Raw genomic sequence first — 13571 nt, 5'->3', positions numbered from 1 at the left:
AAATATCGAAATCAGGCCTTAATTAATCTTATATTTTAAACTATCCGTCTTTTTACTTTTTATTTAAAGACTTAAGAAGTTTTGCGTTATTTTCAACATCAGCAGGGACCTTTAAGTGTGGATAACCATTAATATGGTCCATAACTTGTTTGAAGTTCATAGTAATCACGCCCTCAACAGAAATGGTACCCTTTGAAGTTAATTTCTTAACTTTGTAAGTCTTCTTATCAACAGTTTCGGTGAAAGTAAACTTCTTGATCTTCATTTGCTTTGCAATTTCTTTGGCTTGATCAGCTTGATTAGTGTTACCCATCTTAGTTATTGCTTCATAAACTGACTTGCTGATTGCATCATTAGTATCTTTATTATTCTTAACAGTAATTACGTAGTTATCACCGTCTTCTTTAATAGAAGCGTTTTTTGCAATTTCCTTATTGGCTGCTAAAATATTATTACTATTTTTCATACTCTTGGCAATCTTGTCAGCAGACTGAGTTGGGTCAGTGATTTTTGTCTTGTACCAAGTATCAGCATCACCAGCAGAAATGTATTGATTTGTACCACTAGTCCACATTTTGACTTCTTGACCAGCAGCAGAGCTAGTTGCCTTAGCAGTCATTGGGTTACCGCCAAAAGTGATTTCTTGTTTTATAGCTTGCTTTTGACCATTAACTTCCGTTGTCATGTCCTGAGTCATGTGGAAACTCTGAATCTTGTGCTTATTAACTTGCTTAATTACTTCTTCATTACTTGGCTTTTGTGAACAAGCAGTCACAGTAGCAGTTAACCCCGCAGCTAAGGCAATAGCCGCAATAACTTTTTTAAATCTCATCTCGATTTTCTCCTAATCCTATAAAACTGTTATGTTGTACTGCTTTATTTTATCAAAGATATGGGTTATTTGAAAATAGTTTAGTAAAAATTTTTCAGAATGCTTTTATTCTTCTACTACCACTACTTTACCAAAGCTATTGTGTCCCTCTAAATAATGATGAGCATCAGCTACATGAGCAAGATCAAATACTTTTTCTGGTTTTACATCAACATGATATTTTTCTATATAAGCAAGCATTTCGTTAATTCTGCTTTGATCAACATTATTAGAGTAAAAACTTGTTAGATAACCATTTGGAGCTATATCCATGATAGGATCAAAGTGATTTAGGTACCATTCATTCCCAAGCTCACCTGTTGAACAAACAATTCCGCCCTCATTTGTATGCTTAAAGCTATCCTTAATAGTTTTAGGACCAATTAATTCTAGAATTTTGTCAAACTTTTTAGGAGTTTGGAGTTCTCCATCTTTATCTACTACAACTTCTTCATAGCCAACCTTTTTCATCGCTTCAGCCTTAGCAAAACTACGTGATGTGCCAGCAACTTTAATTTGCGGATATTGTGCCTTAATTAATTTGGTAAACGCAATCCCTACTCCACTAGTGCCACCACGAACAAGGATACTATCACTAGGCTCTATCTTTAAATTAAGTAATGACCCAAAAGCGGTGTAGTATGTTTCCGGTACGGCTGCTAAACTTGCCCAATCTAATGTCGTACTTACTGGATAAATTTGTTTATTTGGTAAAAGTGCATATTCAGCATAAGATCCATCAAAGTCTCGGCCCATTTCTCCCATGATAGAGATTACCTTTTGTCCTTTCGGTAAACGTTCAGGATCAGTAGTTTCAGCAATTACTCCTACACATTCAATACCTAAAACTCGAGGAAATTTAACAGATGGTGATAAGCCCTTACGAGTAAAAATTTCTGAATGATTAATTCCAAAACCTTTTATTTTTACTAAAGACCATCCTGGTTTGATAGTTGGTGTTGGGATATCTTCATAAATTAATTTTTCAGGACCACCTGGTTCATGAATTACAACAGCTTTCACTTAAATTTCCAGCCTTTCTACAAATAAATTATCTATTACTAAGTATAGTTTATTTATTTAAATATAGTTTTTTCTATTACTCATCTAATTTAACTTTAGGAACCTTTTGCGCTGAAGAAGTTGCTTTATAGTTTTGAATTGGGTACATCCCTTTTGATGATGCAACCATATTTGTTGGGAAATTATAGACCCTTTGATTATAGGCATTAACATCTTGAATATAGCGACGTCGTTCAACTGCAATTCTATTCTCTGTTCCTTCAAGCTCAGTCATTAAACTATTAATATTTTTGTTAGAAGTTAAGTTAGGGTAATTTTCATAAATTGCATTAACTAACACAGTAGTTTTATCATTCAATTCATCATTTGCCTTTAATTTAGCATTAGGTGTTTTGGCATTATTAAAATTGGATCTAGCCTTGGCAATTTCGCCAAAAACCTTATCTTCATGTTTCATTGAGCCTTGAACTGAACTAGTTAAGTTAGGAATTAAATCAGCTCTTCGTTGCATTACATTTTCAACTTGTGACCATTGAGCATCAACTGCTAGCTTTGCATTATTTAAATCATTACTCATTTTTATGTATGATCCTATTGCTAAGATCACAACAGCTCCAATTATTATCCACCAAATTTTACTTTTGTTTTTATCCATTTTATTTTAACCTTTACGCTTAAATATTAATTACTGAAGATGCCGTCTTTTACCAAGAAGCATCTCCACCTCCTCCACCGGATGATCCTCCATCGCCACCGAAATCTGATGACCCACCTGAATCACTGTCAAAGAACCAAGAATCGTTATCCCTACTTGCCTGCTCTACACTTCTCTTATATGCTTTATGAACATCTTCATCCCATTTCTTACCTAATTTTTCAGGATCAAAATCTTTAGCTAAAAGTGCTCCTATAGAAGCAGTCACTGCTGTAGTTCCTAAATATTTAAGAAAATCATCTTCAGACCAATTTTCTATTTTTCTTCCTGCCTCAAAAGTTTGGTTATAACGCTCAGTTAATTTCTTGTATTCATCAAGATCCATATTCGAAATTTCATCAAGCAATTCTGACGACCAAGGGAGTGTTTTACCTCGAATTTCTTTATTATATTTAAAGAATTTTACAAAGGTTGGGACCTGCTCTATTTTTATATCGGCTTCGTCCGCTTCATTTAGCATATTTTTTAAATCTCTTTGTGATAGATTAGCAGCTTCGGCTCTAATGGCCTTTTTCAATTTATGCCCGTGAACTATAAAGTACGGACTTGCAATTAACAATCCTAAAGCAGCTAAAATGACCAATAATTCATCTTTAAAGGCCCAGATACCTAAAATAATTAACCCAATAACAATAAGTGTATCTGGAATTTTATTAACAATATTATTCCTAAAAAATTTACTAATAGAGCTAAATATAGAAGTCTTATGAGGATGGGCTTTTTCTTCCTGGGCCACTTCTCCTTTATCCAATAATTCATCTTCATGATCAGCTAATCGTTTTGCAGTCTTATCTACAATTGCAGTCACTGCATCATTATAATCGCCAGCTTGTAAGTCTTCTTTAGTCTCACCGGCAACTAACTCATTAATAAAAGTATCTGGGACTGCCGATTCTACACCATATCCTGTCTGCATACGCATTTTGTGATCGCCAGTAATTATTAAAAATAAAATCCCATTATCATAGCCTTTACGACCAAATTTATATTTATCAAATAAGTCTTGAGCACGTTGATCTAAATCTTCCCCATTTAAGTGTTCTTGTGTAATAACTGCAATTTGGGGATGTCCATCTATTTTACTAAGCTCATTATCATTAACTTGTTTAATATGAGCCTGCGTTTCTTCCATTAAGACTTGGGCATTATCTTGAACATCCTTATTATCAGCATTAACTGTTGAATTAAAGACACTAAAGCAACTCAAAGTTATTAAAAAAGCGACTACTAAGTTCATTAATAGAATTGATCGCTTAGCATTAACATTTATTTCCATTCTCATTTCCTTTTTCATATCTCAAAATTTACTAAGATGAGTATTGTTGGAAGAAATATATATTTATCTGAAAGTTCTCGCAGATCTTTAACATCTTCAAGTAAAAAATGAAAAGCCTTAATAGCTTTTAGATTTTCAGGCTTTTAATCATTATTAATAACTTATGTTCTTTTAATCATTAAAAAATATACCCAAAGATTTACTTTAGGTAATAATTTTATTAGATTTATTCTCATTCTTACTCTTACAAATCTTATCCAACTTTTTAAAGCTTACAGAAAATAATTTATCAGGTCAATAACTCGTTATATTTTTATTTTTACAGAATAAAATAACGACAAAAGAAGAAAGAAATTACATTTTTCCTCCGATAAAGTTTTTTTATTAATAGCTAAAAGAGTCTAAAACTCCTATATTAATATTCAAAAAAGGTCTACAATAAAACACAGTATACAAAAAGGAGAATTTATGTCTGTATTTACTTCATTTTCAACTGAAATAGATTGGTTCTGTCGTCTTTTAATTGCGGCCCTCTGTGGTGGCGCAATTGGTTATGAAAGAGCTACGCAGCGTAAAAGTGCTGGGATGCGTACCCACATGGTAGTTGCAGTGGCAGCTGCATTATTTATGTTAGTTTCCAAATATGGGTTCTTTGATATTTTAAATCTACATAATATCGCACTTGATCCATCAAGAATTGCCGCTCAAATCGTTACTGGTATTTCCTTCATTGGTGCAGGTACAATCTTAGTTCGTAAGGAACAAGTCTCTGGATTAACTACAGCCGCCGGTGTCTGGGCAACTGCTGCTATCGGTATGGCAATCGGTGCTGGCATGTACTTTATTGGAATCATTTGTACGGTTTTACTTTTCTTAATTCAAATTCTTTTCCACGACGATTCCTTTATTAATTTCATCATTTTGCATGTTCGCTTTAATGCTAACGTTGATGCCAATAACACGCCAAATATCCTCCAAGATGTAAAGAAAGATTTAGAAGAAAACGAAGTTGAACAAATTAGTATGAAGATCTTAGATGTTTCTTCTGATCGTATCTTAATTAATGTCGATGGTGTAATTAAAAATCGTAAAGATGAAAATGACATTATTATGTCACTTGAAAAAAATCAAAATATCCATCGTGTACTTCATAATCGTGGTGGAATGTAAAAATTATTTAAATATTTTAAAACTGACAGATTTTATCTGTCAGTTTTTTTATACTTATAAAGCTTTGTACTAACTATCTTAATCAAAAACTATTAAAATTAATTTGTTAGAAAAATTAGAAAGGAAATTTTTATGCCAAAACTACTTGATTACGTTCGTTGGCGCGGGGACCTTTCTTTTGAAAAAGATCCCTTCAACAGTCTTGATGCTGCTTTTTTTGCTACTTTTTCATATCTTCCTTTCGATAAATCAGTTGCTAATCACACACTTGAAGAAGCATCCAAAAGATTACTTTACAAACGTACTAAACCTTATCAATTAAATACTGTAGATACTACTACCCTCCATTTAATTCCTTATAGTGCACGTTATAAAGATTTAGAGATTCTTGATTGGACTGATAAACAACAAAAAGAACCACCAGTGCAATTTACGGCAATGACCTTGCGGCTTGATAAAAATACAATTTTAGTTGCTTTTCGTGGTACTGATGGCTCAATGATTGGTTTAACCGAAGATATTAACATGTCTTATCAGCCACAAATTGTTGGTCAAACTGTTGCTGCTGATTATTTAAAAGAAATTGCTCAACGTTTTCCTAATGACAAAATTTATACTACTGGACATTCTAAAGGTGGTAACCTAGCTACTTATGCAATTACAGGATTACCCATTGGAGATGAAGACCGCGTAATTAAAGCTTATAGTTTTGATGGCCCAGGCTTTATGAAAGCTACCTATTCAACGCCTGCTTTTCAACGGATGATTCCAAAAATGATTACTTATGTACCTGAAGGATCTATTTTTGGGATGATGCTAGATCATCCCGAACGTACTTTAGTTGTTTCAAGTGATGTACACATGGTTAGTCAACATGATCCACGTCGCTGGCGTGCAGCTCGTAACGGCTTTGTTTTAGCTCCTAACGGCTTAACTACCGCCAGTCGGGTAATTCGTCATTCCTTAATTTCATGGAATACAGCAATTCCACGTGAGGAACGTGAATCACTTTGGATGGCATTATTTACTACTTTAGAAGATGAAAATATTACTGAAATGAACCAGCTAACTGCTCATAAGCTTCGTGGAGCAATCCAATTTAGTCATGCTTACTTGGCACTTGATCCTGAAATTAGACTCCTAGCCAATAAAATAGTAACTGATTTAGCTTCCAATACGCGTGAACATGTGCACATTCCCTTCATTAATAAGGCTGAAGTATTAGAACCTCTTGGTAATGATTCAAGCAAGGGACCGATTGTACTTGATTCATATGACGGATCATAAAGTTACACGTGAAACCAAAAAAGAACTTCCTTTTTAGGAAGTTCTTTTTTAGTTGTGTATTGTTACTTTTGTGCTAAAGCTTGTTTTGCTAATTCAAAATCACCTAATGTAGCTGAACCATTATCAGCCACAGCAGGACGAACAATTAATTCGTCTAAAGGTGGTGTAGCCACATAGTTATTATTAAATTCATCAAAATATTTTCTGACTTGTTTTAAATCATCTTCATTTAAAACAGAGCCACCAACCACCATTACATCGGGACGCATGGCCATATAAGAGTTGTAGAGTACTTGAGCTACATAGTAAGCTAGATAATTAAACACTTGGTTATCACGTGGCAAATCTTCCCCGGCAATACCAGTTCTTCCTTTTAAAGTTGGGCCGGCTGCCATCCCTTCAGCACATTTATTACCATGGAAAGGACAGTTACCAGCATAATCATCTCCTGGATAAGTTCTAACAAACATATGACCTATTTCTGGGTGATTATTTAAACCAACAAATTTACCCGCCTGCACAATACCAGCACCAATTCCAGTTCCAATGGTTATATAGTAATAAGTCTTTGTATCATCTTTTCCGCGTGCAATATATTCCCCATAAGCTGAAGCATTAACATCAGTGGTCATTACAACCGGAATATGTAATTGTTGTTCAAAAAATCCCTTTACATCAGTTCCAGACCACCCACGTTTTGGGGTATCTAAAATATAACCGTATGTCCGAGAATTTGGATTAATATCTATTGGGCCAAAAGTACCAATTCCTAGTGCCGCAACTGGATTGTCTTTAAAAAATTCTACACTTTTTTGTAAAGTTTCTTTGGCATCGGTAGTTGGAACACGTTTTTGTGCGACCATTTCTCCTGTTTCAGCATTTTGAACTGCCAAAATAAATTTTGTTCCACCTGCTTCAATACTACCCAGAAATTTTTCTTGCGTCATTATTTGTCTCCACTTCTCCTTAATTAAATTTATTGTTCATATTATAGCAGTAATTACAGCGCTTTCAAAGACTAATTATTAGGAGCATCATGAGCATAATCTAGGTTTGAAAAACGATTATAAGGTTTTGAAAACATTAACTTAACAGTACCCCTACTACCGGAACGGTTCTTCTCTATGATAACTTCTACTTCACCATTATCATCTTCAGGTTCTACTTGTCCTTCATCCCCATCTTCATTTTCATCACGATAGTAATCATCACGATAAAGAAAAGCAACAATATCCGCATCCTGTTCAATTGATCCCGATTCACGAATATCAGATAAGACTGGTCGTTTATCTTGTCTTTGTTCAACAGAACGTGATAACTGTGACAAGGCAATTACTGGGATTTTTAATTCCTTAGCTAGTTTCTTTAATTGACGGGAAATAGCTGAAACCTCTTGTTGACGAGATTCACTACGTGGTCCTTCAATCAACTGTAAATAATCAATTACAATTAACCCAAGATTACCTTTTTCTTTGGCTAATCTTCGTGCTTTAGCCCGAATTTCACTCATCTTAATCCCCGGAGTATCATCAATGTAAATACTGGTCCGATCAAGTGAGCCTGCTGCTACAACAAGTTTACGCCATTCTTCTTCAGTCAATTGTCCAGTTCTCAAATGTTGGGAATCAATCAATCCTTCTGATGCTAGCATTCTTTGTACTAATTGGTCCGCACCCATTTCTAAAGAAAACATCGCCACTGTTTTATCAGTATGCAACCCAACAAATTGAGCTACATTCAAGGCAAAAGCAGTTTTACCTACACCGGGACGAGCAGCTAAAATAATTAATTCATCCTCATGAAAACCTGTCGTCATTTTATCTAATTCTTGAAAACCTGTTGGCAATCCTGTTACTGAATTGCCATCTTCAGGAATATTATTAATTGCCTCGACAGTATCATTCAATACTTCATGAATCGATTTAAAGCCCCCTGCGGTGTTTTCCTGGGAAACATTCATAATTGCACTCTCTGCATCATCAAGAATGTCTGTAACATCATCAGAGCCGCTAATCGCATTCTGAATAATTCGTTGACTTGTTGTTACTAAATTACGTAATAAGGCTTGTCTTTTTACAATATTGGCATAGTAAGTTACATGAACTGCTGTTGGAGTGGCTAAAGTAAGCTCTGAAACATAAGCAATTCCACCAATATCTTCTAGTTGATTATTCTTTTTTAATTCGTCTTGTAACGTGACAGGATCAATTTCATCGCCACGATCAGCAATATTAAGCATGGCTTGAAATACAAGACGATTAGCTCTTTCATAAAAATCATCCGGTTGTACGATATCTGAAGCTTCAATAATTGCTTCAGGATTTAAAAAGACGGCACCTAAGACCGCCTTTTCTGCATCACTATCGTGAGGGATTTGTTGGGAAACAACATTGTCCATTTTGATTAATTTTGCTCCGTAATATGTACTCTAATAGTTGATTCAATACCCTTAAATAACTTTACTGGTACGTTAGTGTAACCAAGTGCTTTAACTGGTTCAGGTAAAGCTAACTTATGTTTATCTAGTTTAATTCCAAATTGTTTGTCTAAGCCTTCAATAATTTTTTTACCTGAAATTGAACCAAATAAACGGCCATCAGTTCCAGCTTTTGATTTAAACTCAACTACTGTTTTGTCATCTTCAAGCTTCTTTTTAATATTTTGTGCTTCAGCCTTTTCTGCTTCATAAGCATCTTTTTCAGCTTTTTCAACACGTTTTAATGTATTCAAATTGCTACTAGTAGCTTCTTTAGCAAAACCACGTTTAATCAAAAAGTTTTGGGCATAGCCATCTGGAACTTCCTTAACGTCTCCTCTTTTGCCTTTACCCTTCATATCTTTTACAAAAATAACTTTCATAATTATGACCTCCTACTCATTTTCTTTATTATACTCATCAATTGCATTTAGGAGTTGCTCTTTTGCTTCTTTTAAGCTGACATCTTTTAGTTGCACAGCCGCATTTGATAAGTGACCACCGCCACCTAATTTTTCCATAATAATTTGGACATTAATTTTTCCCGTTGAACGGGCAGAAATACCAACTTCATCTTTACTTCGACGTGCTATTGCAAAACTAGCCTCTACGTCTTCTAAAGAAAGAGCAGTATCAGCAGCTTGGGCCACAATAACGGGATCATAAATTTTATCTTCTTCCCCCATTAATAAAGCCATTGTTGAATTGATCATTTCAATGGTTGAAACCAAATGACTTCGTTGCAAATAATTATTAATGTTTTCTTTTAATAACTCTCCTACCACTGAAGAGTTAGCTCCAATTGATCGTAGATAACTAGCAGCATCAAAGGTTCGCGTACCAGTTCTAAGTGAAAATTCTTTAGAATCCACTGTAATACCTGCTAGCATTGCTGAAGCCTCAAGATTATTAAGAACTCCTTCTCCTCCTTGAGGTTGATATTCAATCATTTCAGTTACTAATTCACAAGTTGAGGAAGCATATGGCTCAATATAAACCAACATCGGATTCTCAGGAAATTCTTCACCACGACGATGGTGATCAATTATAATTAGCCGACTCTTTAAGCGTTCATACAAATCTTGATCATATGTAATTGAAAACTTTGAATGATCAGTTAAAACCAATAAGGAATCATCAGTTGCTTTATTTAATGCTTCATTTGGAGCCATGAACATATCTTCATCTACTCCTGCATCTTTCATTTTTGCAATTAGACGTCCTACATCATAGTTAACGTCTCCAGTATCTAATACTACATGAGCATCAACACCGTGAATTTGAGCAATTTTTACAATCCCAATTGCTGATCCAATAGCATCTAAGTCCGGATTACGGTGGCCTTGAACAAAGACATGATCAACACCTTTAAATAGCTCTTCAACCGCCTGTGAAACCATCCGTGCCCTAACTCGAGTACGTTTTTCCATTGGATTAGACTTACCGCCATAAAAATGTGCATTTTCGCCAGGTTGTCTTACAACTACCTGATCTCCTCCACGTCCTAAAGCTAAATCAAGGTTAGATTGCGCTTGCTTAGCGATTTCATTTAGACTTTCTGAACCAAATGCAATTCCAATTGAAAGTGTAAGTGGAGTATTACGACGGCTTGAATCCTTTCTAACCTTATCCAAAATCGAAAACTTATCTTCTTCCATTTTTTTGAGGTCAGCCATATGAGTAAGTAAGATAAAGTGGTCTTCGTCAATGCGTTTTAAGTAAGCATGAAATTTCTTAACATATGAATTCAGTGCCTTTTGTACATAAGAACTCATATCCGTTAGGTTTTCATCACTCATTGCTTGACTTAACTCGTCATAATTATCAATAAAAATTAACCCAATTGCCAAGCGTTGTTGTTGATATTTCTCTTCGATATTGACATATTTTGTTACATCTAAGAGGTAGACTACTCCCAAATCATCTTGGACAATCATTTGAAATTTATGATTATCTAATTCAATTATCTTACTTTGGACAGTTTTATCAGTAATTGCATCTTGAATATACTCATAAAGTTCTGGATCAACTGACTTAATTGAGGAACCAATTAAATCTTTATTTTTTAAATAAAGTTGTAGATAAGGATTAACCCACTGTATTTGTTCATCCTTATCATAAAGTAAAATACCCAAAGGCATTTTTATCATTGCCTCTTGCTCTCCCCGCTTAATACGGTAAGACAAGTTTGCGGCATAGTTATTTGCATTATTAGCTAAAACGTAGGTTCCATAAACTGCAAAAATACAGGTTAACAAGAATAACAAAAGCATAGCTACCCCATATAAAGGGCTAATAATAAAGCCAATAATTGTACCCAGTAAAGAAAGTGCAAGTATAATTATAATAGATGCAGTTAATCTTGAATCCTTAATAAATGCAGGTAATTCTAATTTTCGTAAAAAATCTTTCATAAAGATTCCTTCCTAAATAATGTACACTGCGTTACTTTATATTATACCAAAAAAGAAGATAAACTTTTCCACAGTGGATAAGTTTATCTTCTTTTATCTCTTTGTCATAACTTTTAAAATCTATTATGTCTTTTCAAATACCATAATAGCCACAACATTACCAATAGGGTTCCAACGGTAATAATGATCCAATCAATTGGCTTATTCAAAATTGGTAATGAAACGTTCATTCCAAAAAAACCAGTTACGATAGTTGGCACAGTAAGCAATAAAGACCAAACAGTTAAAAATTGCATCGTATCATTCAAATTATTATTCAAAATATTATTGGAAGTAGCTGAGATCTCTTCGGTAACTTCATTATAAATTTTTACTGTTTGTGAAGCTTGTTGTACCTCAATAATGATATCATCACACATCTCTTCTTCAGAAGCATTCATGTGTAACCCAGATTTTTTATTTTTTAAGCTTTCTAACATCATTAAATTCGTTCTAATAGAGCTAGAAAGAAAGACCAAACTTTTTTCTACTTGTGCAAGTTCTTGTAAGTCCTTATTTTTAATTTTACTCCCACTTAAATGAGCATCAAGCACAATCCTCTGACTATTTAATTGGCTTAAGGCACGTTGGAAATATTTAGTTACAGAAAAAAGAATAGCAAATACTAATTCCTTATTACTATGAATATCTTTAGGAGCAGTAGTTTTAAATTCTTCAATCATATATGTTGTTTCTGGAGTATGGACAGTAAACAAAATATCATGAACCATTAAAAACTTTATAGGAAGGCTAGTAAAATGATCCGTTTCAGATGTAGGCCATAGTGGCACATCATAAACAAAAAGATCACTATTAGTTATATAATCATGATCAAAGTGAGGTCGTTCATGAATATCATTGATATAAGAAATAATTTCAGTAGTAAGATGGAATTTTTCTTTTAAAACTTCAATATCATGATCATCAAGATTATAAATATCAAACCATTTATAATCAAAATCATACTCACCTGAAAGTGTTTGCTTGATAATCATTTTCTCCCTCATTTCTTTTTTCTATACTAATCAATAATACCTTAAAAAAGCTAAACAAAAAAGAGTATATCTAAGCAGATATACTCTTTTTATTAATTGTTTTGATCTGTATTGCTTAGTCTTCTGCAACGAATGGCAATAAGCCCATAACGCGAGCTCTCTTAATAGCAACAGTCAACTTACGTTGGTTCTTTGCGCTAGTGCCAGTTACACGACGTGGTAAGATCTTACCTCTTTCTGAGATAAAACGTTTCAACAAATCAACGTCTTTGTAGTCGATGTAGTCGATGTGGTTAGCAGCAATGTAGTCAACCTTGCGACGACGACGGCCACCTCTTCTTTGTTGAGCCATGTCAAAGATCCTTTCTATCTAAAATTAAAATGGGAGATCATCATCTGAGATATCAATTGAATTACTTGAATCTGCAAATGGATCTTGAGGTTGTGGGTCAGAACTTGGGGTGGCATTATTAGTGCTTGGAGCACTATTACCACCAAAGTTATTTGTACTTGGTGCATTATTACCTTGCGGAGCAAAGTTAGCACCACCATTAGCTTGACGATTTTCACGATCACGACGTGATTCTAAGAATGAGAAATTATCTACGACAACTTCAGTTACATAAACACGTTGTCCATCCTTATTATCGTAACTTCTACTTTGAAGTCTTCCTTGGATTCCCACAAGTGATCCTTTGGATGTAAAGTTGACAAAATTTTCTGCAGCTTTACGCCAAATTACACAGTTGATGAAATCAGCACCACGTTCTCCTTGGCTATTGGTATATTGTCGATCCACAGCAAGGGTAAACGTAGCAACTGAGATTCCGCTCCCAGTAGTACGTAAATCAGGATCACGTGTTAAACGGCCAACAAGTACAACATTATTAATCATACTTTTGTCCCCTTTCCTAATTCACGAATAATCAATTACTTGTCTAATTTAACAGTCATTGAACGAAGAATTGAGCCATCAATACGTGAAAGACGACCGAATTCGTTAACTGCATCTGCGTTTTCAGCAGTGAAAGTTAAGATGTGGTAAGTACCTTCACGGTATTTTTCAATTTCGTAAGCGAAACGTCTCTTACCCCAATCTTTTGAGTCAAGGTCTTCAGCACCATTGTCCTTCACAACCTTGTCATAACGTTCAACTAAAGCCTTCTTTGAATCTTCATCAATATCTGGCTTGATGATGTAAGTAACTTCGTACTTAGTCTTTGCCATTAAAATGCACCTCCTCTTGGACTAAATGGTTCTTGTAAATCAAGAACAAGGAGTAATGAATATTATTACTCACAGTGC

At 34.5% G+C, this 13571-nt stretch carries 14 protein-coding genes; 2 read left to right on the top strand and 12 right to left on the bottom strand.

Going from position 1 to position 13571, the window contains the following annotated elements; genetic code table 11:
- Nucleotides 1–52: 52 nt before the first annotated feature.
- From LrDSM24759_RS04325 to LrDSM24759_RS04310, 4 genes are all read right to left on the bottom strand, one after another.
- Complete coding sequence (locus tag LrDSM24759_RS04325; RefSeq protein WP_117118268.1) at nt 53–832, bottom strand: DUF6612 family protein; 780 nt, start codon at nt 830–832, stop codon at nt 53–55.
- Between the two features lie 105 nt (nt 833–937).
- Nucleotides 938–1894: a zinc-binding alcohol dehydrogenase family protein gene (locus LrDSM24759_RS04320; RefSeq protein WP_117118267.1), complete on the bottom strand. Its 957-nt coding sequence runs from the start codon at nt 1892–1894 to the stop codon at nt 938–940.
- A gap of 76 nt (nt 1895–1970) precedes the next feature.
- A complete protein-coding gene (locus LrDSM24759_RS04315) occupies nt 1971–2549 on the bottom strand; it encodes a LemA family protein (RefSeq protein WP_117118266.1) in 579 nt (192 codons plus the stop codon).
- 49 nt (nt 2550–2598) lie between these two features.
- Nucleotides 2599–3885, bottom strand: coding sequence for a TPM domain-containing protein (locus LrDSM24759_RS04310; protein WP_157964237.1), 1287 nt, complete (start codon nt 3883–3885; stop codon nt 2599–2601).
- Between the two features lie 468 nt (nt 3886–4353).
- Here LrDSM24759_RS04310 and LrDSM24759_RS04305 point away from each other — a divergent pair, with 468 nt between their 5' ends.
- Entirely contained in the window at nt 4354–5055 is a 702-nt protein-coding gene (locus tag LrDSM24759_RS04305) for an MgtC/SapB family protein (RefSeq protein WP_117118264.1), read from the top strand.
- A 132-nt stretch (nt 5056–5187) separates the two neighbouring features.
- Nucleotides 5188–6342: an Mbeg1-like protein gene (locus tag LrDSM24759_RS04300; RefSeq protein ID WP_117118263.1), complete on the top strand. Its 1155-nt coding sequence runs from the start codon at nt 5188–5190 to the stop codon at nt 6340–6342.
- Nucleotides 6343–6404: 62 nt separating this feature from the next.
- On the opposite strand, the gene LrDSM24759_RS04295 is transcribed toward LrDSM24759_RS04300, so the two are convergent.
- The 8 genes from LrDSM24759_RS04295 to rpsF form a co-directional block, all read right to left on the bottom strand.
- A complete protein-coding gene (locus tag LrDSM24759_RS04295; RefSeq protein WP_117118262.1) occupies nt 6405–7289 on the bottom strand; it encodes an ROK family protein in 885 nt (294 codons plus the stop codon).
- A gap of 71 nt (nt 7290–7360) precedes the next feature.
- Complete coding sequence (gene dnaB, locus LrDSM24759_RS04290) at nt 7361–8740, bottom strand: replicative DNA helicase (RefSeq protein ID WP_117118261.1); 1380 nt, start codon at nt 8738–8740, stop codon at nt 7361–7363.
- Between the two features lie 5 nt (nt 8741–8745).
- A complete protein-coding gene (gene rplI / locus LrDSM24759_RS04285) occupies nt 8746–9201 on the bottom strand; it encodes a 50S ribosomal protein L9 (protein ID WP_117118260.1) in 456 nt (151 codons plus the stop codon).
- A gap of 12 nt (nt 9202–9213) precedes the next feature.
- Nucleotides 9214–11232 carry a DHH family phosphoesterase gene (locus LrDSM24759_RS04280; protein WP_117118259.1) on the bottom strand — a complete coding sequence of 673 codons (2019 nt, stop codon included), beginning with the start codon at nt 11230–11232 and terminating at the stop codon, nt 9214–9216.
- 113 nt (nt 11233–11345) lie between these two features.
- Nucleotides 11346–12266 carry a magnesium transporter CorA family protein gene (locus LrDSM24759_RS04275; protein WP_117118258.1) on the bottom strand — a complete coding sequence of 307 codons (921 nt, stop codon included), beginning with the start codon at nt 12264–12266 and terminating at the stop codon, nt 11346–11348.
- Nucleotides 12267–12381: 115 nt separating this feature from the next.
- Nucleotides 12382–12618 (bottom strand): 30S ribosomal protein S18, encoded by a 237-nt coding sequence (gene rpsR, locus LrDSM24759_RS04270; protein WP_008471430.1) that lies wholly within the window; start codon nt 12616–12618, stop codon nt 12382–12384.
- Nucleotides 12619–12642: 24 nt separating this feature from the next.
- On the bottom strand, nt 12643–13161 hold the full coding sequence (ssb, locus tag LrDSM24759_RS04265; protein ID WP_117118257.1) for a single-stranded DNA-binding protein: 519 nt from the start codon (nt 13159–13161) through the stop codon (nt 12643–12645).
- 35 nt (nt 13162–13196) lie between these two features.
- On the bottom strand, nt 13197–13493 hold the full coding sequence (rpsF, locus tag LrDSM24759_RS04260) for a 30S ribosomal protein S6 (protein WP_117118256.1): 297 nt from the start codon (nt 13491–13493) through the stop codon (nt 13197–13199).
- Between the last annotated feature and the right edge of the window lie 78 nt (nt 13494–13571).

Source organism: Lactobacillus rodentium, from assembly GCF_003423665.1.
In the GTDB taxonomy this organism is placed as follows: Bacteria; Bacillota; Bacilli; order Lactobacillales; family Lactobacillaceae; genus Lactobacillus; species Lactobacillus rodentium.
Note: the sequence above shows the minus strand (reverse complement) of the source record. Positions and strands in the feature narration are given on the sequence as shown.

What these genes read in the sequence shown, in the direction of transcription:
- LrDSM24759_RS04325 (WP_117118268.1), bottom strand. Translation starts at nt 832, where the DNA reads ATGAGATTTAAAAAAGTTATTGCGGCTATTGCCTTAGCTGCGGGGTTA.
- LrDSM24759_RS04315 (WP_117118266.1), bottom strand. Translation starts at nt 2,549, where the DNA reads ATGGATAAAAACAAAAGTAAAATTTGGTGGATAATAATTGGAGCTGTT.
- LrDSM24759_RS04310 (WP_157964237.1), bottom strand. Translation starts at nt 3,885, where the DNA reads ATGGAAATAAATGTTAATGCTAAGCGATCAATTCTATTAATGAACTTA.
- LrDSM24759_RS04305 (WP_117118264.1), top strand. Translation starts at nt 4,354, where the DNA reads ATGTCTGTATTTACTTCATTTTCAACTGAAATAGATTGGTTCTGTCGT.
- LrDSM24759_RS04300 (WP_117118263.1), top strand. Translation starts at nt 5,188, where the DNA reads ATGCCAAAACTACTTGATTACGTTCGTTGGCGCGGGGACCTTTCTTTT.
- LrDSM24759_RS04295 (WP_117118262.1), bottom strand. Translation starts at nt 7,289, where the DNA reads ATGACGCAAGAAAAATTTCTGGGTAGTATTGAAGCAGGTGGAACAAAA.
- dnaB (WP_117118261.1), bottom strand. Translation starts at nt 8,740, where the DNA reads ATGGACAATGTTGTTTCCCAACAAATCCCTCACGATAGTGATGCAGAA.
- rplI (WP_117118260.1), bottom strand. Translation starts at nt 9,201, where the DNA reads ATGAAAGTTATTTTTGTAAAAGATATGAAGGGTAAAGGCAAAAGAGGA.
- LrDSM24759_RS04280 (WP_117118259.1), bottom strand. Translation starts at nt 11,232, where the DNA reads ATGAAAGATTTTTTACGAAAATTAGAATTACCTGCATTTATTAAGGAT.
- LrDSM24759_RS04275 (WP_117118258.1), bottom strand. Translation starts at nt 12,266, where the DNA reads ATGATTATCAAGCAAACACTTTCAGGTGAGTATGATTTTGATTATAAA.
- rpsR (WP_008471430.1), bottom strand. Translation starts at nt 12,618, where the DNA reads ATGGCTCAACAAAGAAGAGGTGGCCGTCGTCGTCGCAAGGTTGACTAC.
- ssb (WP_117118257.1), bottom strand. Translation starts at nt 13,161, where the DNA reads ATGATTAATAATGTTGTACTTGTTGGCCGTTTAACACGTGATCCTGAT.
- rpsF (WP_117118256.1), bottom strand. Translation starts at nt 13,493, where the DNA reads ATGGCAAAGACTAAGTACGAAGTTACTTACATCATCAAGCCAGATATT.